Source organism: Aestuariispira insulae (genome assembly GCF_003385955.1).
In the GTDB taxonomy this organism is placed as follows: Bacteria; Pseudomonadota; Alphaproteobacteria; order UBA8366; family Aestuariispiraceae; genus Aestuariispira; species Aestuariispira insulae.
The window spans coordinates 363,967-387,865 of the sequence record NZ_QRDW01000002.1 but is presented as its reverse complement, the minus strand read 5'-3'; the positions used below and the strand labels follow the sequence as shown (position 1 = coordinate 387,865).

Here is a 23,899-nt window from a genome sequence, read left to right as displayed (position 1 = left end):
TCCCCAGTGGAAACGAAAGACGGCAAAAGAGACGCCAAACATTCACAAGGAGCTTCCAATGGATTTAGGCCCGATCGTAAGATACCAGCCCCGCATCATCTCTGATCTCGGCCTCTGGAAAGAGCAAGCCGTAACATTCAAGCTTTATGCCCTGCTCGCGGATGGCCGGTCGGTTTCCGAGGATATGCGGAAATCAGCAAAAAAAATTGTAACGGATGACGTTCTTCCCCGCATCAGGGAGATGGGGGACAGCAACGACCTGGGCTTCATCATCATCCATCCGGGCGAGACGGGACTATCCATTTCCGCCCATTGGTGGGTGCAAGGGTCTGTCCTGTGCCAGCATAACCATCGGCATGCCTATGGGGCGGATGAGCCCATGGATACCGTCACAAGGCCGGTGATCGCCTGTGTTTGGGAATTGAACATCATCGGCGCAGAGCAGATCTGTTGGCAACAAACGATGATGAACGGACGGCCAGCCCCAACCGCTTATCTAGATTTTCGTCACATTCCACAGGCTTAACACGCCGGGACCGGGCTAGGACGACCAGAAGACCACAATTATTTGGCGCGCTGCACCTCATTGGACCCAATATGGACCCAAGCCGGTCGGTTCATGACTTGAAAGAGGCTCAGAAAAGCAAAAAGCCCCTGGTTTCCCAGAGGCTTGATGATGGTGGGCGGTACTGGGATTGAACCAGTGACCCCTACGATGTCAACGTAGTGCTCTCCCGCTGAGCTAACCGCCCTTTTTCGCTTGCCGCCGGATACCCGTTTGGGCTTCATTGCGGTGCGGGTCGGTTTCTAACCGCCCCCAACCCTGATTGCAACAGAAAAATGACAAGGGGGAGGTTAAAAAATGCACCCCCGGAAAGTAACCGCGCGATGACACAGGATATCACCATCCGCCCCGCCCATAGTGACGATCTGCCCGCGATCACAGAGATTTACGGCCATCATGTGCGCCACGGCCTGGCCTCGTTCGAAGAGACCGCCCCCGACCTGGCGGAAATGACCGCCCGGTTCACAACATTGGCCAACCTGAATTATCCCTACCTCACCGCCCTTAAGGGGGAACGCGTCCTGGGCTATGCCTATGCCGGGCCTTACCGCACCCGCCCGGCCTATCGTTTCACGGTGGAAAACTCGGTCTATGTGGCCCCCGATGCCACCGGCCTTGGTGCAGGTGGCGCTCTGCTGGATGCCCTGATCGCCGCCTGTGAGGAAGGCGGTTTCCGACAGATGATCGCGGTTATCGGCGACAGCGGCAATGCCGCCTCCATCGGGTTACATGGCTCGCGCGGGTTTGAACATGCAGGCGTCCTGGCCCATGTCGGTTTCAAACATGGCCGCTGGGTGGATTCGGTTTTCATGCAGCGCACCCTTGGCCCCGGCGGCAACAGCCTGCCCACAGACTGACCATTCTGTTTGGCATGGCACTTGCTAACCTTCATTCCTTGAGAGAGAGAGATGATCAGGAGGCAGGAGCCATGCCCCAATATCCGAATGCGACGGCCAAGGCCGCCCTTATGACCGGTTTGATCCTGTTTGGCAGCGGAATTATCCTGCCAACCCAAGGGGTTGCCAATCAGGACAGCAACGCTTTTCCTATGGTCTCCAGTGAGATCGCCAATCCGTTCGCACCAAAAATTATTCCGGAAGAAATGGCCCAACCGACCAACAATCAGGCGGAAGAGGCTGCAAATACTGCCGAAACCGCGCCATCGCCGAGCACTGCTGAACCGGCAAAATCTTCTTCCCTGAAGAAAACCGCAACGGCTGCGGAAACCAATCCTGGCTCCGCTTACAAGACCGCTTCAAACACGGCGGCCAAGACGGCCCCGGCCGTTGGCATGAGCCAAGATACCGCCCCCGGCCAAATCGCCGTACCGGCCAACCTGCCTTTGATCGGGGCGGAGGAAACGTCGGATGCCACCATTTGCCAGAAAGCCATCCGCGGCGCAGAAAAGATGATGGGTATCCCGCCCCATATGCTGCATGCGGTGGCGCTCACAGAATCGGGAAAAATGGTACGGCAGGAAGGTGAAAGCGGGACCGAGCGAAAATTGTCCGCCTGGCCCTGGACCGTGATGGCGGAAGGGCGTGGTCGCTACCTGCCGAACAAGGCCGCAGCCATCGCAGAGGTCAAAGCCTTACAGGCCAAAGGCATACGCAATATCGATGTCGGCTGCATGCAGGTAAATCTGGGCTATCACGGCAAAGCCTTCAACAGCCTGGAGGAAGCCTTCACCCCAAACCATAATGTGGCTTATGCCGCCGCCTTCCTGGCCAGGCTCAAGCAGGAGCGCCATTCCTGGAATCGGGCGGTTGGCTATTATCATTCCTCAGACAAAAAACGCGGCCATGCCTATCGCATGAAGGTGATCCGCCTGTGGAAACAATTGGAGCGTGCCTATGCCCAAAGCCAGGTCGCCCAGCGCCATGGGAAAAGCCCGCTGATCCGCAGCTATCAATCACAAAAGAAACAGGAAATCCTGGCCAGGACCCGCGCCTTGCAGAAATACTAAGATTCCGAGTGTTCCCCTCGCCCGCGCATGCGAAAATCGTGGCTGCTTTCCGCATGATTTTTTTGACTTTCTTCACCTTTATGGGCAATTTCTTTAACCATTCGGCAGCTATGCTGTCGCCATGTTTTGAGCAACAGTCCGGAATGTGATCCTTGAAGGCTCCCAATACCCGCCTGACCCGAATGCTTGCCGGCACCGCCGTGGGCTTGTCCCTTGCCGGTTTGACCATCAATAGTGTTTATCCTTTGCCGCTGGCGGGAAATATTCTGGCCGCCTCTGCCGGCATGCTGGGGCTGTTATTCCTGTTGCCGGGCCGGGAGGCCGGCACTGCCGCCAGAACGAACGGGACGAAGGATAGCAGCCGCCCGGAAGGCCAGCCGGCTTCCCCTCACCTGTCGCTGCTCTCCACCTTGGAATATGGCTATATCCTTTGCGACAGCCAGCTCAACATCCTGGAATTCAACGCGGTGATCGGGGATATGCTGGGCATTCACAAAGCGGATTTCCTCGCCGGGTGTTCGCTGCATGAAGCTTTTTTCCGTCTCGCAAAGACCGAGGCGCTGCGTTTGTCGGAAGAGGATCTTGAAGAGCTGGACCAGCGTTTGAAAGTCTTTCACGGCGGCGGCAATATGGAGTTTGACGTTCGGACCCGCCATGACAGCTGGCTGCATATCCAGCTTTATCACCGGCCGGAGCCCGGCGACCAGAATGAAACCGTGCTGGTGGTGGTGCGCGACATCTCGCAATTGAAAATTCATGAAAACGACCTACGCCACTCCAAAAGCCGGATGAAGGATCTGGCCGAAGTGGCATCCGACTGGTTCTGGGAAATGGATGAAGAACTGCGCTTCAGCTACTTCTCGCCCCGGATCAAGGAATTCATCGGCTATGACCCCAGCAATATCCTGGGGAAACGGCGCGATGAGCTGTTTTACCCGGGGCAGTTGAAGCAACCGGAGATACAACAGCATCTCAAGGATCTGGAACAGCACCGGCCGTTCAAGGATTTCCGCTACACCGCCGCCCTGCCGGACGGCACATTCCGTGAAATCATGGTGAGCGGCCTTCCGGTCTTTGATGACCAGGGCGCGTTCACCGGCTACCGGGGGGCCGGCCGTGATATCACCGCTAAGGTCGCGGCCCAGGAAGCGGCATTGGAAGCCAACCATCAGCTGAAGGACCAGAGCCATCTGTTCCAAACCATCCTTGATGGGCTGGCCCAGGGCATCATCACTTTTTCCAAAGACCTGACCATGCAGACCTGCAACAAGCGGGTTATCGAACTGTTTGAGCTGGATGAAAAACTGCGGCGCCCCGGGACACCGATGGCGGATATCATCAGGCATAATCTGGAACAGGGCTGGCTGACAAATTTTGACGGCGATATCGAGGCTCAAATTGAGCAGCGGCTTGAAGTCCTGCGTATCGGCGGCCCGGGTTCAGATCAGTTCAGCCACCCGGATGGCCGGATTTTGGAAGTTTATCGCAACCGCCTGCCCGACGGTACATTCATCCTGACCTATACCGATATTTCAAGCCAGCTGCATCACGAACTGGAATTGCGCAAGGCCAAGGAAGAGGCGGAGTTTGCCAACCACGCAAAATCCCAGTTCCTGGCCAATATGAGCCACGAGCTGCGCACCCCCTTAAATGCCATCATTGGTTTTTCCGAGATTATCCGCGATGAGCTTTACGGCACCATCAGCCATCCGGAATATAAGGATTTCGCCCGCGACATCCACCAAAGCGGCACCCATCTTCTGGAAATCATCTCGGACCTTTTGGATCTCTCCAAAATCGAGGCCGGACAAAAGGATCTGAACGAGTCGGAAATGTGCCTGCGGGAAGCAGCCGAATCCTGCATTCACTATGTGAAGCAAAAGGCGGCCCTGAACGAGGTTTCGATCCAGATCGATAAGGGCGAAGAACTGCCCCTACTCTATGCGGACGAGTTGATCGTACGCCAGGTGATCATCAATCTGATGACCAACGCGGTCACCTTCACCCGGCAGGGTACCATCACCATCAGCGCGATGATGCGCGAGGATGGCGGCCAGCGCCTGTCCATTGCCGATACCGGGATCGGCATGGACGAACATGAGATCTCGATTGCCCTCACCCCGTTTGCCCAGGTGGAATCCCATCTGACCAGGCATCATGAAGGCACCGGGCTCGGCCTGCCGCTTGTGGTCAACCTGATCAAACTGCATGGCGGCCTGATCCATGTGGAGAGCGAAAAAAACAAAGGCACAACGGTTCATGTGGATTTCCCGGCCGAGCGCACATTGGGCAAGGAACCGATGGCTGGCGGGGCGCATCAATAAAAAACCCGGCAAGGATGCCGGGTTTTTCATTCAAATCACCATCATGTCAGCGCTTAGCGAAACACCGTCAGGTCGACCGGTTCACCGATATCCTTACCGGCAAGGAATTTGTAGATGAAAGAAAGCGCCCCGATGCTGATCCCGATATAGATCCAGTAGGACAGCAGATTGATGAAACTGGTGATCCGGATCGCCTGCTCCAGCTGGTCCGGAGCGGCGCTGCCATGCCCTGTTATAAGACCAACCGTGTCGAAGGTTGTTGCCACAATCAGGCTCACGACACCGATCGGCAGCAAGACCAGAAAGGTGATTGCCAGAATCCGCCAGAAGCTGCCGCGGGTTGCCCGCCAGGAATCCTTAATCCCGGCCGTCGCCCCAATCGCCGCCGCCGGAAAGACAAGGGTCAGACGGATCAGGAATACCGACATGACCGCAATAACGGCAAAAACCATCACAACCATGAACCACTGGCCAACGAATGCGGCCAGGACACCGCCGACAATGCCGATGGCGATTCCGGCAATGAAAATCATCGCATAAACCAAAATGCCATAGCCCAGAAAGACCAGTTCGGCTTTGCCAAGGCGCAGGGAAAACACCCCGGTCATAGCCGGGTCGCGGCTGATGGAGTAGCGGTGCCAAGCCGTTGCGAACAGCAACACCGGCAGCGCAAACAAAATGCCGGTCAAACCGGAAATGGGGACAAACACCTCACCTTCCGCGATCCGTCTGAATTCTTCGGTCTGCAGGTCGACCTGGATCAACATGATCAACGCGCCGTAAACCGCCATCGGGATCAGCCCGACACGAAAAAGCGCGCCAAGATTGCCAAACACAAACCCATAGGTTTGAAGAACAATCTGCCAAACAGGCAATTTTTCCGGCATCTGCGCCGAATGGGTCATATCAGTCATTTTTCCCCCGATTGAATTGGTTTTTCCAGCGATCTGCTAGCGACATTCCCCACCCATTGCAAAGAAATTAGCAATCACATGACATTGTTTCAGCCCCAAAGCGCCGGATTCCAGGCCTCCATCTCGCTGCCTTTGAAGGCCAGGCCAGGCACGCGGTCATCGGTGAGCAGCAGCGGCCCGTCCAGATCCACCACTTCCGCCCCCTGGGCCAGCAGGGCGGCCGGCGCCATGGCAAGGGATGTCGCCAGCATGCAGCCGATCATCACCTGCATATCCGCCTCGCGGGCCAGGCGTTTCAATTCCAGCGCTTCGGTTAACCCGCCGGTCTTGTCCAGCTTGATGTTGATCATGTCATATTTGCCGACCAGTTTTGGGAAATCGGCAACCCCATGGGCGCTTTCATCGGCACAGAGCGTCACCGGATGCGAAACATCCGACAGCAGGGTATCCTCTGCCGTCGGCAGCGGCTGTTCGATCATCTCGACACCCAGCTTTTTCAAGGCTTCGGAGAAAGGCTCCACCTGGTCCACCGACCAGCCTTCGTTGGCATCGACAATCAGCCGGGTGGTCGGCGCATTTTCCCGCACGGCGGCAACCCGCTCCAAATCCCCCTCTCCGGTCAGTTTCAGTTTCATCAGCGGCCGGTGTGCGTTGGCGCTGGCCTGGGCTCCCATTTTCTCCGGCGTGCCAAGACTGATGGTATAGGCGGTGATCAGCGGCTCCGGCCGGGAGAGCCCGGCCAGTTCCCAAACCGGCTGACCGGCAAGCTTTGCTTCCAAATCCCAAAAGGCACAATCAAGCGCATTGCGCGCGGCCCCGGGCTTGACCAGATCCTGGATGTCCAAACGCCCCGCGCCATCGGCAACCGCCTTGGCCACCGCGCTCAACTGGTCGCTGACCGACTGGAGGCTCTCGCCATAACGGGCATAAGGCACACATTCGCCCCAGCCCTTCACCCCATCCTGTTCCAGATGCACAATCACCACATCGGCCGCCGTCTTGCTGCCGCGTGAAATGGTGAAGCCGCCTTCAATCGGCCAGGATTCGGTTGAGAGAGTCAGTTTTGCCATGAAAAATCTCCGCCTCAGCCCAGCGCATCCACCAGACGCGCCGCGCCATGGCGGTAGGCATCCACACAAGGCAGGCCGGTTTCGGCCTCAAGACCAGCCAGATATTCATCCGCGGCCGCATCATCCAGCATGGAGGTATTGACCGAGATGCCGATCACCCGGCAGTCCGGGTTTACCATGCGGCCCATACGTTCATTGACCTCGATGCAGTCCTGGATCGACGGCAGCGGGAAATCAGGCAGGCCCCGCATATGGTCACGCTCGGCCACATGGCACATGACCAGGGCATCGGGCTGGCTGCCATGCAGCAGGCCCAGGCTCACCCCGGCAAAAGAGGCATGGAACAGGCTGCCCTGCCCCTCGACCACATCCCAATGATCGGCATCATTGGCAGGCGTGATCTGTTCGGTGGCACCCGAGATGAAATCAGAGATGACCGCATCGACCGAAACCCCGTCCCCCGCGATGAAGATCCCGGTCTGGCCGGTCGCCCGGAACGAGCATTTCATGCCACGCTTTTTCATTTCGGCTTCAACCGCGAGCGCCGTGAACATCTTGCCGACAGAACAGTCGGTCCCCACCGCCAACAGGCGTTTGCCAGGCCGCTTGCTGCCTTTGGCCACGTCGAAATTGCCGGTCGGATGCCGGACATCGAAAAGCTGGCGACCATTGGCCTTTGCCTTTTCGACAATCTCCGGAATATCGGCCAGTTTGTTATGCAGGCCGCTGGCCAGATCAAAGCCCATCTCCAGAGCGTCCAGCAGGCTCGCCTTCCAATGATCCGGGATGACGCCGCCGCGGTTGGCAACACCGATGACCAGGGTTTTGACACCGGCTGCCTTCGCCTCTTCCAGGCTCATGTCGGTCAGCCCCAGATCAGCCCCGCAGCCATCAAACCGCAACTGGCCCAGGCACCAATCGGGGCGCCATTTGGCAACACCATTAGCCACCTTCGCCGCCAACTGGTCCGGCGCATCGCCCAAAAACATCAAATAAGGGGCCTGAATTTTCATGGTCTCTCTCCGGCGCTTGAATGTCTGAATTGACGCCGTTTTAAAGACTTCGCCCGGAACCTGTCCAATATCCATCATGCAACAGGTTATAGGCAAAACCTATATAGAGTGGTTATCTCTCCACCAGATGGCGGCGCAGGCTCTCGCATAGGAAACGGATAATCTCGCTCTTTCCGGTATCTTCCGGATAAACAAGCCCGACATCATAATCCGCCACACCGTCGAGCGGATAGGCATGCAGCCCTCTGGCTGCAAAGGCGTGGGCGGTGAAACTGTCGACAATGGCGACACCGGTCCCCGCCTGAGCCAAAACTGCGCTGGAATAATAGGTTTCCGTGGTGATGCGCGGACGGATGCTGATGCCGTCCCGGGCAAAACGGCGGTCCAACAACTCCCCCAAGGGGCCGCTCGCGGCGATGGAGATATAATCGGGCCGTGTGCAGACCTTTTCCAGGGACCGCTCTTCCAGCGGCAGTTCCACACGGGAAAGCACCTCAAACCCCGCCTTGGCCAGAGGCTCTATTTTGAACGGACCGGCCACATTGCCTGGACAAAACAGCAGGGCGGCATCAATCTTCTTTCTTGTCAGCGCTTCGCCCGCCTCCTCAAACTGCAGACTGCGCAAGGCAATGCCAAGATTGGGAAAGCTGGCCGCCAGATCATCCACCACCTGGGGCAGGCCGTGGAAATGCAGGGCCGGCACCGCGCCGATCGTCAGGGACATTTCGGCCTGGCGGTGCAGATTATCGGAAATCTGAGTGAAACGGGTGAGCCGCCGCATCACCCCTTCGGCATGAACAAACAACAGTTCCGCCTCGCGGGTCGGCACCAGCCGCCCCTTGACCCTGTTGAACAGAAGATAGCCCAGCTGGTCTTCCGCATGTTTCAGGGCCTGGCTCAAGGTTGGCTGAGAGACATTGAGCCTTTTGGCCGCCTGGTTTAGCGATCCGGCCTGCATCACCGCATGAAAGATCTCTATCTGCCTCAAATTCATGGTTTATTCCCTTGATAGCCAACCGTTACTTATCAGAGAATGGGGGGCCCTGCCAATGACAGGGAACAAACCCCGGAGAATGGCCCCGGAGAATGGCCCCGGAGAATGGCCCCGCAAAAAACAGGCACGCGGATTGCTTGTGATTATGGAATAAGTAATGTGCGCAGACAGGATACCCGATGATCGGTTTTGAATATCCGGAATTCACCGAAGAGGAAATAATGGCGGCCATAGCGGCCACCCGGTTCGGATATGGCCTGAAACCCGGCGAAGCCGTCCAGATTGTTGCCGATCCAAAAGCCTGGCTGACTCAGCAATTGCAGGGTCAGGATATTCCCCCTGAGCTGCAGAAATTGCCCAACGGCCCAACCCAGCAACGCAACGCCATGAAGGCCCGCGCCGTGGGAGAGGGCGAAAAATGGGCCGCCGAAGCCCGCCAGCAGGCCCTTTATGAAGCGGCACAGCATTGCCTCGCCACCTTGAAAAGCCCACGCCCCTTCCGCGAGCGGCTGGTGCGTTTCTGGACCAATCATTTCACGGTTTCCGCCGCTACCAATCCGGAGCTGGCCCCCTTGGTTGCCGCCTTTGAGCGCGATGCGATCCGGCCCTATGTGAACGGCCCCTTCCGATTGATGTTGATGGCGGTGATCCAGCATCCGGCCATGCTTATCTTTTTGAAAAACGACCGCTCGGTGGGGGAGCATTCGCCGCTTGGCCTGGTCAGCCGGCGCGAGCTCGACACGACAATGGCCCAGGCCATCCTAGAGCGGTTTACCCTGGGCCGCCCCGGCGGGGGCCGGAAATCGGATGTGATTGCTTTGGCCAATATGTTGTCGGGCTGGAGTATCGGCTCGCTCAAATCGAGGAACCCCGGCGGTTTTCTCTATGAGCCCCGTTATCACGCCGGCAATAAGAAACGTTTCGTGGAGCGCATTTTCCCGGAAGCCGGGATGATGGAAGCCGAAGCCGCCCTGGATCTGCTGACCCATCAGCCGGAAACCGGATATCACCTAGCACGTGAAATGGCTAAATTCTTCATCACCGACACTCCATCCGATGCCCTGGTCAGCGACATTGTCGGCGGCTACGCGGACAGCGGCGGCCATCTGGGTCATATGGCAGTCGGCATGATCAAGTCATCAGAAGCCTGGCTGCCGGAACAGCAGAAAATCAAAACGGCGGAGGATCTGGTTTTCTCCGCCTACCATGCCTTGGATTTGCGTCCCGAAACCGGGCGTCCGTTGCTCCAGGCGTTGCAGACTTTGGGACAGCCGCCCTATCATGCGCCCAGCGAAGCCGGTTGGCCGACGGAGGCCTCCTATTGGATTGGTCGGGAATCGATTTTAGAGCGGCTCGACTGGGTTTCGGCTCTGGCCAAGAATGTTGATCATGAGATCCCCCCCCTGTCTTATGCCTTTTCCGTAATGGGGCCATTGTTGAGTGAGCGCACTGCCCGGCAGTTGGCCATTTCCAGCGGGCCGGTGGAAACCGCCGCGCTTTTGCTGGCCAGCCCAGAATTCCAGCGGCGCTGAGAAGGAGAGCATTGATGAAAAAACAACTCCCGATCACACGACGCTCCTTTCTCTCCGCAACCGCGGCTGGCATGGCGGTCACAGCCTTTCCCTTTGGCAATCTGTCTCTTGCCAAGGTGAACCGGGATGCCCGGTTTATCTTGGTACTCGCACGCGGCGGCATGGACGGCCTGGCCCTGTTCCCGCCCCATGGCGATCCGGATTATCGGAAAATCCGAGGGCGTCTGGCCCTGCCGAAGGAAGAAGATGGCGGTTTCCTGAAGCTGGACAGGACGTTTGGACTACATCCAGCCGCCAGCCAGCTTCTCCCCTTCTGGAAACGCAAGGAGATGGCGATTGTACCGGCGGCCGCCAACAGTTATCGCGGCAATGCCCATCGTGAGGCCCTGTTGCATCTTGATAGCGGCCTTGACGCACCTAGCAACCCGCAGAGCGGCTGGCTGAACCGGGCGATCAACGCCATGGGCGGCGAGGCAGTGCCCGCCGTTTCCATCAGCGACCAACTGCCCCTCGTACTGGCTGGTCCCGATGAAAAGGGACTGATTCAGACCGTACCGGCCGCAACCTCCAGCCTGCCCGGTTTTTATCAGCGCGTGGCACTGCTGTATCAGGATGACCCGCTGCTGCGAACCGCGCTCGCCCAGGAGATGGGCCAACAGCAAAACCGGCAATCCGGATTGACCGAAGATGACCAGGCCGCCGATGCGGGGGCCCGGCCGGTATCTGAGTTGTCGGTCATGGTCAGAACCGCCGCCAAAGCATTGCGTGCGCAAGATGGCGCCCGCATCGCGGTGATCGAAACCTCCGGCTGGGACACTCATGCCGCACAGGGCAGCCTGGAAGGCCAACTGGCAAGGCGGTTTTCGTCACTGGCCGGCGGGCTCGAACTGCTCGCCAGTGAAATGCGCGATGACTGGGACAAGACGGTCGTGGTGGTCGCGACAGAATTTGGCCGCACCAACAGTCCCAATAAAGACCTTGGCACCGATCACGGACTGGCCAGTCCGATGATGGTCCTGGGGGGCGCCATCAAGGGAGGCAAGACCGTAGGTGCCTGGCCCGGCCTGGTGTCACGCACGTCAGAGCTTTCAAAGGCATTGCAACCGTCAGAAGACATTCGCGCTGTGTTCAAATCCGTTTTGGTCAGCCATATGGGCGTAGAGGCGGCAACGGTTGATAAAACAGTGTTCCCGAACTCGGAAAAGATCAAACCGCTCTCCGGACTGCTGTAAAACAGGCTTTGCAATCGAGGCCTCCAGAACCCGGCGGATTGATATCGGTCCGCCCGATCTGTTTCATAAAAATGTAAACAAGCCTTCTATTTCGCACCGCAACATGGTAAAGAACATCCGCAATCATAGACTGCCCGGATTGCTTGGATGATCGCTCATCCGCACCGCCGGGCCACGGGATTACGTATCCAGGAGGATCCGCCTCATGTCCGCGACAAAAAAACAGTCCATCAGACGGCTGACTGCGCCGGATATTGCCGCTCGAAAGGGTCAGACACCCATTGTCAGCCTGACCGCCTACACCGCCCCGATGGCCAAGATCCTCGACGAACATGTGGATGTGCTTCTGGTTGGTGATTCTCTGGGCATGGTGATTTACGGCATGGACAACACCCTGGCCGTGACCCTGGAAATGATGATCCACCACGCCGCCGCCGTCATGCGCGGGTCCAAACATGCGATGGTTGTGGTCGATATGCCGTTTGGTACTTACGAGGAATCTAAAGAGGCAGCCTTTCGCAATGCCGCCCGGCTGATGGCTGAATCCGGCTGTGCCGCGGTCAAAATCGAAGGCGGCCGGGAAATGGCTGAAACAGTTGCCTTTCTCGTGGAACGGGGCATCCCAGTGATGGGCCATGTGGGTCTGATGCCGCAACAGGTTCAGAATATGGGCGGTTTCAAGGCCCAGGGCCGTAACGACGAGCAGGCCCTGGCCATCATCGAAGATGCAAAGACCATAGCCGACGCCGGCGCCTTTTCCGTCGTGGTGGAAGGCGTCATGGAACAGGTGGCCCGCGCAGTCACTGAGGCCATTTCCGTTCCAACCATCGGCATCGGGGCCTCGCCCGCCTGCGATGGTCAGGTCCTGGTAACTGATGATGTGCTGGGCCTCTACAGTGAATTCACGCCGAAATTTGTCAAACGCTATGCTGAGCTTGGGGAGGCTGTGGATCAGGCGGTTGAACAATATGCCGCTGATGTCAAAGCCCGCCAATTCCCCGGCGCGGAACATTGTTTTGGGTTGAAGGCCGCCGAATAACCTTGCGCTTCCAGGCGATTTCCTGATTACGGATTTAGAAAATGACTTCTGATTTGCCCCAGGTTGTTCGGACCGTATCCGAATTGCGGGCCACCATTGCCGCATACCGTCGCCAAGGCAAAACTATTGGTCTGGTTCCCACCATGGGCAACCTTCATGAAGGCCATGTCAGCCTGACACGGATCGCCCATAATCATGCCGATATCGTCTGCACCACCATTTTCGTCAATCCGACCCAGTTTGGCCCCGGCGAGGATCTGGACGCCTATCCCCGAACCTTTGAGGAAGATCGTGCCAAATTGAGAGATGCCGGCGTGGAATTGATCTTCGCCCCCAATGTGGAAGAAATGTACCGACCGGATGCCAGTACAACAGTCTCTGTCGGCGGCTTGACCACAGCCCTTTGTGGATCCGATCGGCCGACCCATTTTTCCGGTGTCGCCACCATTGTTACAAAATTGCTGATGCAGTCCCTGCCGGATGTGGCTGTTTTTGGGGAAAAGGATTTCCAGCAATTGCAGGTCATTCGTCGACTGGTCAGAGATCTGGATATACCTGTCACTATCCTAGGCGGCGCAATCTGTCGCGAGGAAAACGGCCTGGCCATGTCTTCACGCAATCGCTATCTCACAGCGGAACAACGGGAAACCGCAGCCATTCTCAGTAAAACCCTGGGAGATATCGCAAAACATGCCCTAACGGGCGCCCCTCTGGCCCCTATGCTGCGCGAGGGTCAAGAGAAACTGCTTGAGGCCGGTTTTGACAAGGTTGATTACCTTGAGATCCGGCATGAAGAGGACCTAAGCCCGTGTAAAGAGCTGGATAAGGCCCGTCCTGCACGCCTCTTTGCCGCCGCCCATCTTGGCCGTGCCCGCCTGATTGACAACTGTCCGGTCGTCAATCCATAGGCAACAAACCAACCAGCATATGACGTTAACCCACCGTTAATGCGGCAGAAACTATCATGGCAAGAGAGGCTTGCCCGCTCAGGCTCCCCTGTGCGTAAGCTGCCTTTGACCAAATGATGGACCGGGATCACGGGCATGTTGCGCACCATCCGAGCCAAACTGACGGCAGTTGTGGCCATTGTGGCCCTTCTGATGGCAGCGCTTGGCCTGATCTCAGCGATCAGTTTTTTCAATTTCAGCCGATCCGTGGAACAGGTCACACAGGCGGCCCTGCTGAAGGCCGAAGCCGGCCATGGGCTAGTGCGCATCGCCGACAGCCTGACCGCACTATCCCCCCAATTGCTCTCAGGCAACGGGTTACAGCGTCTGGAAGCCTTGCAGCAACAATTTGAAGGGCAGCTCAATCAATTGGATCAAATCGCAGCCCGGACGTTCCCCAACAACGAAACGGCACGCCTGGATGGTGTCATCCGTCAAGCCACCCTATTGCGGGATCAAAGTGTCGACATTCTAAAGTCCCGCGAGAAGATCGAAAAACATCTGATCGATCAACAGGAAACCCTCACTACGATTGATATCCAACTGCGATCCATCCTCGACAGCCTGGAGGCATTGAGGCCAGAGCATGGTCATGCGGGGGAATGGACGGAGAGCCTGGCAGCCAGGATCAGCTCGCTGCATTTTCTCCACACACGCCTACACAGCCAGTTGGTCCGGGCCGCCCGGCGGAACACGGATGGAAAACTGCCTGGGGGACATACCCAAATCAACCAGCAGCTGAGAGACCTGCAGCGTGAACTGAAAGAACTCAGTGAAGAAGATATCCAGGAAGAACATTCAATAGTCCTGTCACGCCTGCGCTCGGTCACGAACGGCTTGGCCGCCATACCGGAATTCCAACAACAGATCACCGCAGAAAAAGAGCGTTTGAAATGGCGATCCCAGGACTTCCATAACGGCGTTCAACGGCTGTCCAACGGCCTGGTCAGCTTGTCGGCCACCATCGTGGAACGGTCCAAACAACAAATTCAAGATATCGAACCCATGCGGGTGAGAGGCAATCTGGCCATTTTAATGAGCACGGCGATTGCAGTGCTGCTGGTGATGATCCTGGCCGCATTCCTGGTCAGCCAGGGCGTGGCTGCGCGGGTGGAACGCCTGCGGGAGTTGGTCCTGTCCAGGCCACAAACGGACAATATGCCGCTTTCGATTGGTGGACAGGATGAATTGAGTGAAATCTGTACCGCCCTGGAAAAAACCTTCGAGGAGGCCGCCAAGTCGAACCAAAAGCTGGCCGGCATGAACAAGGCGGTTCAAAAAGCCCAGGAACGGGCTGACCAGGCTTTAAGCGAATTGCGCACGACCCAACGCAGTCTGATTCAGTCGGAAAAAATGGTCTCCATCACCAGCCTGGTTTCCAATGTCGCCCATGAAATCAATACCCCGTTGGGCGCCGCAGTCGGCGTTGCAACTCACCTGTCCCGAAAATTGGAACGCTTTGGTACCAAACTGGACGGAGGTTCCATAAAAAAACAGGATGTAAAGGCCTTGTTCGATTTCGTTTCCGAAGGGGCCACCCTATTACAGGAAAATATTGAGCGAACCATTGAGCTCGCCAAACAGTTCAAACAGGTCAGCCGTCAGCAGGACCTGGATGAACAACGCCTGGTGCATTTTGGCGAATTCCTGAAAGAATGCGTTCAAGAGCAAACAGACCTGCTCAAAGACCGGGAGATAGAAGTCGCGATCCATTGCCCGGACGACATTGAGATCGCCATCCATCCAGGCGCGCTCGGTCAGGTGCTGACCACCCTTTTGGGACATTCCATTTCCCACGGTTTCACCGAAGGGCAAAAAGGTCTGATCACCATCATGGCCAGCCCCAGTTCAAGCGGCGGCCTTGCCATCATCTATGAAGATAATGGCAAGGGCATGAGCGAGCAGGAAAAGGACCGGATCTTTGACCCCTATTTCCAAAGTCAACAATCCGAAGGCGGCCTTGGCATGCTGTTGATTTATTCGATCATCACCGTGCGGCTGCAAGGCACAATCAATGTCACCAGCCTGCCAGGGGAAGGGGTAAAGTTCGAGATCCACCTGCCGCAGCTTGCGCATGTCTAGGGCGGCGCATTCTGCCGCCCCCTCTCAACTGGCTTTGATCCGGACGAGGAAATCCCGCACTTCGTCACTCAGTTTCCTGGTCTGAGACGACAGGTCATTCGACGCATCCTGAATACCGTTTGACGCACCATTCGTCTCCTTAACCGCATCACTGATGCTGGCGATATTCGTCCGGACCTTTTCCGTATCCGTCGCAGCCAGTGCTACATTCCGGCTGATTTCCTGGGTTGCAGCACTTTGTTCTTCCACCGCTGCGGCAATGCCGGATGCGATCTCGTTAATCTCGCCAATCGTATCAGTGATTTCTTTGATCGATTTCACAGCTTCCTGTGTCGCACCTTGGATACCCCCGATTTGGGCGCTGATCTCTTCAGTCGCCTTGGCCGTCTGGTTGGCCAGGCTCTTGACCTCATTGGCGACGACGGCAAAACCTTTGCCCGCATCCCCGGCGCGCGCCGCCTCAATGGTCGCGTTCAGCGCCAGCAGATTGGTCTGTTCCGCGATATCCGAGATGAGGTTTAGAACATCCCCGATTTTTTGGGCATTGTCAGCGAGTGTCCGGATATCCTGGTTGGTTTCCTCAGCCTGATGAACCGCCTCCTTCGCGATTCTCGTGGAATTTGCGACCTGGGTGCTGATCTCCCGAATGGAATGGGACAATTCCTCAGACGCCGCTGCAACGGTCTGGACATTGCTTGCCGCTTGCTCACCAGCCGTCGTCACCACGGAACAATCATTATTCGCCTTACTGGACAGGGAAGTCATGATATCTGCCGATTTTTGCAGATGATCCGATGTCCCGGTGACATTTTCCACTACGCTGCTGACCGTCGCCTCAAGATCATCAGCCATTTTTTGCATCGCTTCACGCAATGCCTTTTGGTTGCGCTCTTGATCCTGGGCTTTCTCTGCCTCCAACTGACGGTTCTCGATGGCGTTTTCTTTAAACACCTGCATCGCCGCAGCCATATGACCAATTTCCGACTGCCGCTTGGTGCCGGTGATTTCCACATCCAGATTGCCGTCTGCCAATTCCTCCATGCAATGAGTCATCCGCTGTAACGGACCGATCACCCTCCTGGCAAAGAATACACAGATTACCGTAAGGATCACCCCGCCAATCAACACGGCCGCGATCAACCAAGTACTGAGACTGCTGCCGCGGGCCAACGGCCCTGAGATTGCTGTCGTCACTTCCAGAACACCGCGGACATCCCCTAATTTCCAGTCATCTTTGGGCGTTTCCGGATGCCCGTTATGGCAATTCACACAAGCATCCGCCACCATGGTATCCGCCATGGCCACGCGGACTGTCGGCACACCGGCGATGGTCTCCAGGCGGCTGAAGGTTTCCTTCGGATTTTTGACCAGATAATCCCAGGCCTCTTTCTGAAAGCCGTCCAGCTTGCGGTCTTTCCGGTTCGGGAAAGGAAACTGGCTGTATAGAGAAAGGGTCGTATCCTCTTCATGCAGTAAAGCACTCATGTCATGAATAAAGGTCGCCGGCAGGGGAATACTGCCCTCTTCCTGCTTATGGCGAAAGGACGGGGTCAGGTTCCCGTCGGCCAAAACCTTCTTGATGACATTGTTGGTGTAATAACCGCGCACGATTTTGAATTGCTTGACGGTTTGCTGCGCTGCTGTGACCGCATCCTTGGTGACATTGTCCCGCACGGCGCCAGGCAGGATCAGCATTGCAAGCACGATACCAATCGCCATAGCGACTGGGACCGGTAAAACCAACATCCATAGGATAGATTTCCGCATGATCTTTTTCCGATTTTGACAAGATGCAACCTGATTAGGATGCTATCATTTAGTTAAAATACGACTAAATTGCGTGAATTAGACCCAACTACCACCTCTCTGCGGAAAATGAAAAACCCCGTCACATTCATGACGGGGTTCCTGGGAATACGGCCAAACCGCTGCGGCAGCATCACTGTGTACTGAAACTTTCGCCGCAACCACACCTAGCTGTTTCATTGGGATTGGAGAAGGTAAAGCGAGAATCCAGTTTGCTTTCCACATAATCCATCTGCGAGCCGATGATGAACATGACCGCCGCCGGATCAACAAAGATGCGAACCCCTTTATCTTCGACCACTTCTTCGAACTGTTTTTGTTCCTTGGCATATTCCACCACATAGGAAAGCCCCGAACAGCCCTTCGAGGACACACCGACACGCAGGCCCAGCACCTCGTTATCGCCCTGATCCATAAGTTCCCGCACCCGATCGGCCGCGGCATCCGTCAGCGTCAATATGGGAGCACCTGTTCCGAACATCGAATTCACTCTCCTAACTTCAAACCCATCGGATCGGTCTTTTCTATATATGGGTGTCCGACCCGCCGATCGCAATTGCCCGATCATCCCCGATCAGAAATAATCCAGTGCCATTTTGGCATCATCCGACATACGATCCGGCGTCCATGCCGGTTCCCAGGTCAGGGTTACAGTCACTTCACCGACCCCGGCCACATTGGCAACCGCCTGGGCCACCTGGCCGGGCATTTCCCCGGCCACCGGACAGGCCGGCGCGGTCAGCGTCATGGTCACCGCCACATCGCCCGCCTCATCCATTTCGCATTCATAGATTAGGCCCAGGTCATAAATATTCACCGGAATTTCAGGATCATAGACCGTGCGCAGCCCATCAAGCATGGCTTCGTGGTCAGCCTTTTCCTCACCATCCGCCAGTTTTTCACCGGCCTTGGCCTGCATGCCCTCTTCGGCCGAGGGACCGGGCATGAAGCTACCATAGGGATGGCCCATGCTGGCCTGGGTCAGCAGATCTTCGCTCAGGCCGCCCGTTGTGTTCTGGTCACGATCATCCATCAACCGAATATCTCCTTGACCTTCTGCAGTGAGGACACCAGCACATCCACTTCCTCCTTGCTGTTATACATGCCAAAGGATGCCCGAGAGGTGCCCGTGACTCCCATGCGATGCATCAGCGGTTCTGCGCAATGATGCCCGGCCCGGATGGCAACCCCCTTCTGGTCAACGATGGTGGCCACATCATGGGGATGGGTCCCGTCTATCACGAAGGATACGACCGAGGTCTTGGCCGGGGCCGTGCCGACCAGGCGCAGCCCGTCAACAGAGGCCAATTGCTGGGTTGCATAATTCAGCAATCCCTGCTCATGCCGGGCTATGCGCTCCAGGCCGACTGAACTGACATAATCCACCGCCGCGCCAAGGCCAATCGCCTGCACGATCGGCGGGGTGCCCGCCTCAAATTTCGCCGGCAGTTCCGCCCAGGTGGATTGTTCCAACGTCACGCTGGCGATCATGTCACCCCCACCCAAAAAGGGTGGCATGGCATCCAGCAGGGCTTCCTTGCCATAAAGAACACCGATCCCGGACGGGCCATAAAGCTTGTGTCCGGTAAAGACGTAGAAATCGCAATCCAGATCCTGGACATCAATCGGCATATGCATCACCGCCTGGCTGCCGTCGAACAGGACCTTTGCGCCCATGTCATGGGCTGCCTCGACAATCTGCTTTGCAGGGGTCACCGTGCCCAGCACGTTGGAAACATGGGTGACCGCCACCAGTTTGGTTTTGTCGCTCAACAGCGCCTTAAACTCATCGAACCGGAAAGCGCCATCATCAGAGATGGGGGCGACTTTCAGTACGATCCCCTTCTCATCGCGCAGCATCTGCCAGGGCACGATATTGGAATGATGCTCCATCTCGGAGATGATCACCTCGTCACCCGCTTTCAACAAGCCGCGGCCAAAAGCATGGGCAACCAGGTTGATTGCGCCTGTAGCATTGCCGGTGAAGATGATTTCCTTCTCGGATCTTGCATTCAGATAGGCCTGGATCTTCCGCCGGGCCTGCTCATAAGCAAAGGTGGTTTGTTCAGAGAAGCTGTAGGCCCCGCGATGCACATTGGCATAGCATTCCTCATAGACAGAACGCATGGCATTGATCACCGCCAGGGGTTTTTGCGCGGAGGCCCCGTTATCCAGGAAACAAAGCGGATGACCATGGACCTTTTCCTGCAAAATCGGGAAATCGGCCCGGATCGCCTCCAAGTCGTAGAAATCGTTGGCAGCACTCATCGCCTGTTCACTCATGCGATCTCTCCCAATTTGGCAGCGATGGCATCATGGAAGATCTCCCGCGCCGGGGCATAATCAATCTCGTTCAGGACATCGAACAGGAAAGCCTGGATCAGAAGCTTGCGGGCAGTATCAGCATCAATGCCGCGTGCCATCAGATAAAAAAGCTGGTCTTCATCCATGTCGCCCGCGGTCGCGCCATGAGAGCATTTGACGTCATCGGCATAAATCTCCAGCTCCGGCTTGCTGTCGATCTCAGCTTTTTCGGAGAGCAGCAGCGCCCGGTTCATCTGCTGGCCGTCGGTGCCTTGCGCGATCTGGCGCACCAGGATCTTGCCCTGGAACACACCGCGCCCGTCACCATCCAAAACACCGCGGAAATTTTCGGCGCTTTTGGCATCGGGGGCTGCATGATCGATGAAGCTGGTATTGTCCACATGCTGCCCGTTGCCCGCATGATAGGCACCATTGACCCGCACATCGGCATGCGCACCATCGATCAGGCAACGCACATCACAGCGGGCAAGCTTGCCGCCCAGCTGCAGCACGAAACTGTCATAGGTGGCCCCTTCGGCAACCGTCACCGCACTATGGGCCAGATGGTAGCTCTGCGCGTTGTCCAGCTGTTGCTTGTAATGGCCAAGACGGGCCTTCTCGGCAACCGTGACCTCGCTGACCGGCAGGGAGACAACTGCGCTGTCATTGGCCCCCATATGGGTTTCGATAACCGTCGCGCTGGCACCGTCCTGCATATCAATCACGATGCGTGGATGGCTGGCGGTCAGCTTGTCACTGCCAACGCTGAGGATGACCAGATGGATCGGCTTGTCCAGCATATGGCCACGCTTGATGCGGATGAAGGCGCCGTCCCGCAGGAGCGCGTCACTTAATGAGACCAGCGCAGCATCTTCGAAACCGCCGCCAAGCGTCTCGATATCACCATCTTCAAGCGCCTGCTCCAAGCCTTTGACCAATGCTTTGTCGGAGAGGCCCCCCAGATCCGACAAGTCGGCGTCAAATCGGCCATTAACCAGCACAAGACGATAGGCATCCAGGTCCGGCAGGGTCGCCGGAAGCGCATCCAACAAAGCCGCATCCGCAGCCGCGATCTCGGCGCCGCGCAGATCCTTCAGATTGGTGTATTTCCATTGTTCCAATTTTACGTGCGGCAAAGCCAGCGTGCGGTAATCTTGCGCACCTTGTTTACGCAGGGCATCCAGCCAGGCCGGACCGGTCTGTTCCACCTGGTCCAGGGCTTTGATGAAGGGGTCAATCATTTCCGACATATCCGCCTCACTCACGCCGCCGACACAAATTCGGCATAGCCTTTTTCTTCCAGCTCCAGCGCCAGAGACTTATCCCCGGATTTGACAATCTTGCCGTCGGCCAGGACATGGACAAAATCCGGCACCAGATAATCCAGCAGGCGCTGGTAATGGGTGATCACCAGAATGGCACGATCCGGCGAACGCAGGCGGTTCACCCCGTCGGCCACCACGCGCAGCGCATCGATATCCAGACCGGAATCGGTTTCATCCAGAACGGCAAGCTTCGGTTCCAGCACCGACATCTGCAGGGTTTCGTTGCGTTTTTTCTCGCCACCGGAGAAACCGACATTGACCGGGCGCTTCAACATCTCGTCATTCATGCCCAGTTCCTTGGCCTTGCCGCGCAGGAATTTCACAAACTCAAGACCGTCCAGCTCTTCCTCGCCATGATGGCGGCGCTTGGCATTCAGAGCATGTTTCAGGAAAGTGGTGCCCGCTACGCCCGGGATCTCGACCGGATATTGGAATGCGAGGAACAGACCTTCATTGGCGCGCTCACTGGGGTCCATTTCCAACAGGTCCTTGCCGTCGAATGTCACGGACCCGCCGGTCACTTCATAGCCGTCGCGGCCGGCCAGGCTGTAGCCCAGCGTGCTCTTGCCCGCCCCGTTCGGGCCCATGATGGCATGCACCTCGCCCGGACGCAGGGTCAGGTTCAACCCTTTGAGGATCTGTTTCTCGCCAACGGTGGCTTGCAGGTCTTTGATTTCCAACAGTGACATTTCTGAAATTCCTGATCTTCTCTAATTCTTGTTCAATTCGGGGCAGCCGGAGGGCGTCTTAACCGACGCTGCCTTCCAGGCTGATCCCGATCAATTTCTGTGCTTCCACCGCAAATTCCATCGGCAAGGTCTGCATCACTTCCTTGCAGAAACCATTAACGATGAGGGAGACCGCATCTTCTTCCGACATGCCGCGCTGCAGGCAATAAAACAGCTGATCCTCACTGATCTTCGACGTTGTCGCTTCATGCTCGACCTTGGCGCTGGCATTGCGGCTTTCGATATAGGGCGTGGTATGGGCCCCGCATTGATCGCCAATCAGCAGGCTGTCGCATTGGGTATAGTTGCGCGCACTTTCCGCCTTCGGCGACATGCGCACCAACCCACGATAAGTCTGCTGCGACCGACCGGCGGAAATCCCCTTGGAGATGATCTTGGACCGGGTGTTTTTCCCCAGATGGATCATCTTGGTACCGGTGTCGGCCTGCTGGCGGTTGTTGGTGATGGCAACCGAATAAAACTCGCCCACCGAATTATCGCCCTGCAGAATGCAGCTTGGATATTTCCAGGTGATCGCGGAGCCGGTTTCCACCTGGGTCCAGCTAATCTTGGAATTGCGCCCGCGGCAGGCACCGCGTTTGGTCACAAAGTTATAAATCCCGCCACGGCCTTCCTCATCGCCCGGATACCAGTTCTGGACGGTGGAATATTTGATCTCGGCATCATCAAGGGTCACCAGCTCAACAACCGCAGCATGCAGCTGGTTTTCATCTCGCTGGGGCGCGGTGCACCCTTCCAGGTAAGAGACATAAGACCCTTCATCGGCGACAATCAGGGTCCGTTCGAACTGACCGGTATTTTCCGCATTGATCCGGAAATAGGTGGAAAGCTCCATCGGGCAGCGCACGCCCTTCGGAATATAAACAAAGGATCCGTCAGTGAAGACCGCGCTGTTCAGGCAGGCATGTTTATTATCTGAATAGGGCACAACCGAACCCAGATATTTCTTCACCAGTTCGGGATGGGTGTGGACCGCTTCCGAAATGGAACAGAAAATGATGCCCTTTTCCTCCAGGGTTTTCCGGTAAGTGGTCGCGACGGAAACGGAATCAAACACCGCATCGACCGCAACCGTCGGCGCGCCGGCAACACCGGCCAGAACTTCCTGTTCCTTCAAGGGAATGCCCAGCTTTGCATAGGTTTCCAGCAATTTCGGGTCGACCTCGTCCAGGGACTGGGGCTTGTCCTCGTCACGCTTGGGCGCTGCAAAATAATAAATGTCGTTATAATCGATCGGCGGCACATCCAGCTTGGCCCAATCGGGTTCCGGCATGGTTTTCCAGCGCTCAAACGCCTTCAGCCGCCATTCCAGCAGCCATTCCGGTTCTTCCTTTTTCGCCGAGATGAAGCGCACGATATCTTCATTCAAGCCCTTGGGCGCAAATTCCATCTCGATGTCGGTAACAAAGCCATGTTTGTATTTGTCGCCGCCACCCAGTTCTTTGACTTGTTCGATGGTTTCGGTTGTTGCCGCCATATTCCTGACTTCCGATAATTAGCTGCCCTGCGCAAAAGACGGCGCAGGTTGATCCATATTTATAAAATCCGGCACGTTATTTTTGGACGAGACATCGGCAAGCGAGATCCCTTCCAATGCCGTTTTGACCGCATGGTTGATGGAATCCCAATGCCCGCGCATGGGGCAGCAACTTTCCACATCACATTGATGCTCGGCCCCTTCCACACAGGCGGTCAGTGCCACCGGCCCTTCCATAGCGGATATTATCTCGGCCACGGAAATATCATCCGGTGCCCGGTCCAGACTGTAGCCGCCGCCCACCCCGCGATGGGAGACCACAACACCGGCCTTTGCCAGCGCTTTCAGTGTCTTGGCCACGGTCGGCTGCGGCAATGCGGTTGCTTCCGCCAGTTCGGGCGCGGTCACGGTTTCGCCAGCACGGCCGGTCATATGGGCCAGCAGCACAAATCCGTAATCTGTCAGTTTGCTCAGTCTGAACATGGAATCCTAAACCGTACCATTTTGGTCCTGATTGTGTATTTACTGCTTTTCAGCGCCAATTCAAGGATAAATTTCAC

General features: G+C 56.7%; 21 protein-coding genes and 1 tRNA gene. 9 read left to right on the top strand and 13 right to left on the bottom strand.

The genetic code is table 11. The features are described from left to right. The first annotated feature begins 58 nt into the window (after positions 1–58). Complete coding sequence (locus DFP90_RS23055) at positions 59–526, top strand: hypothetical protein (RefSeq protein WP_218044614.1); 468 nt, start codon at positions 59–61, stop codon at positions 524–526. Positions 527–677: 151 nt separating this feature from the next. On the opposite strand, the gene DFP90_RS07820 is transcribed toward DFP90_RS23055, so the two are convergent. Continuing rightward, positions 678–752, bottom strand: a tRNA-Val gene (locus tag DFP90_RS07820). Between the two features lie 136 nt (positions 753–888). On the opposite strand from DFP90_RS07820, the gene DFP90_RS07815 reads away from it, so the two are divergent. The 3 genes from DFP90_RS07815 (at position 889) to DFP90_RS07805 (ending at position 4,855) form a co-directional block, all read left to right on the top strand. Next, positions 889–1,422, top strand: coding sequence for a GNAT family N-acetyltransferase (locus tag DFP90_RS07815; RefSeq protein ID WP_115935895.1), 534 nt, complete (start codon positions 889–891; stop codon positions 1,420–1,422). 71 nt (positions 1,423–1,493) lie between these two features. Then, on the top strand, positions 1,494–2,531 hold the full coding sequence (locus DFP90_RS07810; RefSeq protein WP_245956997.1) for a transglycosylase SLT domain-containing protein: 1,038 nt from the start codon (positions 1,494–1,496) through the stop codon (positions 2,529–2,531). Positions 2,532–2,683: 152 nt separating this feature from the next. After that, positions 2,684–4,855, top strand: a complete 2,172-nt coding sequence (locus DFP90_RS07805) for a PAS domain-containing sensor histidine kinase (protein ID WP_115935894.1) — start codon at positions 2,684–2,686, stop codon at positions 4,853–4,855. Positions 4,856–4,908: 53 nt separating this feature from the next. Here the strand turns inward: DFP90_RS07805 and DFP90_RS07800 are convergent, their stop codons facing one another. From DFP90_RS07800 to DFP90_RS07785, 4 genes are all read right to left on the bottom strand, one after another. Further along, positions 4,909–5,769: a hypothetical protein gene (locus DFP90_RS07800; protein WP_115935893.1), complete on the bottom strand. Its 861-nt coding sequence runs from the start codon at positions 5,767–5,769 to the stop codon at positions 4,909–4,911. An 89-nt stretch (positions 5,770–5,858) separates the two neighbouring features. Next, positions 5,859–6,839 carry an N-acetyl-D-Glu racemase DgcA gene (dgcA, locus tag DFP90_RS07795; protein WP_115935892.1) on the bottom strand — a complete coding sequence of 327 codons (981 nt, stop codon included), beginning with the start codon at positions 6,837–6,839 and terminating at the stop codon, positions 5,859–5,861. Positions 6,840–6,853: 14 nt separating this feature from the next. Beyond that, positions 6,854–7,852, bottom strand: coding sequence for an N-acetyltransferase DgcN (gene dgcN / locus DFP90_RS07790; protein WP_115935891.1), 999 nt, complete (start codon positions 7,850–7,852; stop codon positions 6,854–6,856). 112 nt (positions 7,853–7,964) lie between these two features. Beyond that, entirely contained in the window at positions 7,965–8,846 is an 882-nt protein-coding gene (locus tag DFP90_RS07785) for a LysR family transcriptional regulator (RefSeq protein WP_115935890.1), read from the bottom strand. A 179-nt stretch (positions 8,847–9,025) separates the two neighbouring features. Between DFP90_RS07785 and DFP90_RS07780 the strand changes: the two genes are divergently transcribed. From DFP90_RS07780 to DFP90_RS07760, 5 genes are all read left to right on the top strand, one after another. Further along, positions 9,026–10,378 carry a DUF1800 domain-containing protein gene (locus DFP90_RS07780; RefSeq protein ID WP_115935889.1) on the top strand — a complete coding sequence of 451 codons (1,353 nt, stop codon included), beginning with the start codon at positions 9,026–9,028 and terminating at the stop codon, positions 10,376–10,378. A 14-nt stretch (positions 10,379–10,392) separates the two neighbouring features. After that, positions 10,393–11,610, top strand: a complete 1,218-nt coding sequence (locus tag DFP90_RS07775) for a DUF1501 domain-containing protein (RefSeq protein WP_115935888.1) — start codon at positions 10,393–10,395, stop codon at positions 11,608–11,610. A 205-nt stretch (positions 11,611–11,815) separates the two neighbouring features. After that, positions 11,816–12,649 carry a 3-methyl-2-oxobutanoate hydroxymethyltransferase gene (gene panB, locus DFP90_RS07770; protein WP_115935887.1) on the top strand — a complete coding sequence of 278 codons (834 nt, stop codon included), beginning with the start codon at positions 11,816–11,818 and terminating at the stop codon, positions 12,647–12,649. A 41-nt stretch (positions 12,650–12,690) separates the two neighbouring features. After that, complete coding sequence (gene panC, locus DFP90_RS07765) at positions 12,691–13,557, top strand: pantoate--beta-alanine ligase (RefSeq protein ID WP_115935886.1); 867 nt, start codon at positions 12,691–12,693, stop codon at positions 13,555–13,557. A gap of 135 nt (positions 13,558–13,692) precedes the next feature. After that, positions 13,693–15,678 (top strand): sensor histidine kinase, encoded by a 1,986-nt coding sequence (locus DFP90_RS07760; RefSeq protein ID WP_115935885.1) that lies wholly within the window; start codon positions 13,693–13,695, stop codon positions 15,676–15,678. A gap of 24 nt (positions 15,679–15,702) precedes the next feature. Here DFP90_RS07760 and DFP90_RS07755 read toward each other — a convergent pair whose 3' ends face one another. The 8 genes from DFP90_RS07755 to DFP90_RS07720 all read right to left on the bottom strand — a co-directional run bounded on the left by DFP90_RS07755 (position 15,703) and on the right by DFP90_RS07720 (position 23,822). After that, the gene (locus tag DFP90_RS07755; protein ID WP_115935884.1) at positions 15,703–17,445 is read right to left on the bottom strand and encodes a methyl-accepting chemotaxis protein; all 1,743 of its coding nucleotides are present in this window, start codon (positions 17,443–17,445) and stop codon (positions 15,703–15,705) included. Between the two features lie 172 nt (positions 17,446–17,617). Further along, the gene (locus tag DFP90_RS07750; RefSeq protein ID WP_115935883.1) at positions 17,618–17,965 is read right to left on the bottom strand and encodes a HesB/IscA family protein; all 348 of its coding nucleotides are present in this window, start codon (positions 17,963–17,965) and stop codon (positions 17,618–17,620) included. Positions 17,966–18,058: 93 nt separating this feature from the next. Continuing rightward, positions 18,059–18,517 carry a DUF59 domain-containing protein gene (locus DFP90_RS07745; protein ID WP_342767794.1) on the bottom strand — a complete coding sequence of 153 codons (459 nt, stop codon included), beginning with the start codon at positions 18,515–18,517 and terminating at the stop codon, positions 18,059–18,061. Beyond that, on the bottom strand, positions 18,517–19,767 hold the full coding sequence (locus DFP90_RS07740) for a cysteine desulfurase (protein ID WP_115935882.1): 1,251 nt from the start codon (positions 19,765–19,767) through the stop codon (positions 18,517–18,519). Before DFP90_RS07740 ends, DFP90_RS07745 begins: the two co-directional genes overlap by 1 nt. Next, on the bottom strand, positions 19,764–21,038 hold the full coding sequence (gene sufD, locus DFP90_RS07735; protein ID WP_147300971.1) for a Fe-S cluster assembly protein SufD: 1,275 nt from the start codon (positions 21,036–21,038) through the stop codon (positions 19,764–19,766). The genes DFP90_RS07740 and sufD overlap by 4 nt, the downstream gene beginning before the upstream one ends. A gap of 11 nt (positions 21,039–21,049) precedes the next feature. After that, a complete protein-coding gene (gene sufC / locus DFP90_RS07730; RefSeq protein WP_115935880.1) occupies positions 21,050–21,802 on the bottom strand; it encodes a Fe-S cluster assembly ATPase SufC in 753 nt (250 codons plus the stop codon). Between the two features lie 58 nt (positions 21,803–21,860). Next, positions 21,861–23,339, bottom strand: a complete 1,479-nt coding sequence (sufB, locus tag DFP90_RS07725) for a Fe-S cluster assembly protein SufB (protein ID WP_115935879.1) — start codon at positions 23,337–23,339, stop codon at positions 21,861–21,863. A gap of 18 nt (positions 23,340–23,357) precedes the next feature. Continuing rightward, positions 23,358–23,822 (bottom strand): SUF system Fe-S cluster assembly regulator, encoded by a 465-nt coding sequence (locus tag DFP90_RS07720; protein WP_115935878.1) that lies wholly within the window; start codon positions 23,820–23,822, stop codon positions 23,358–23,360. Positions 23,823–23,899: the final 77 nt, after the last annotated feature.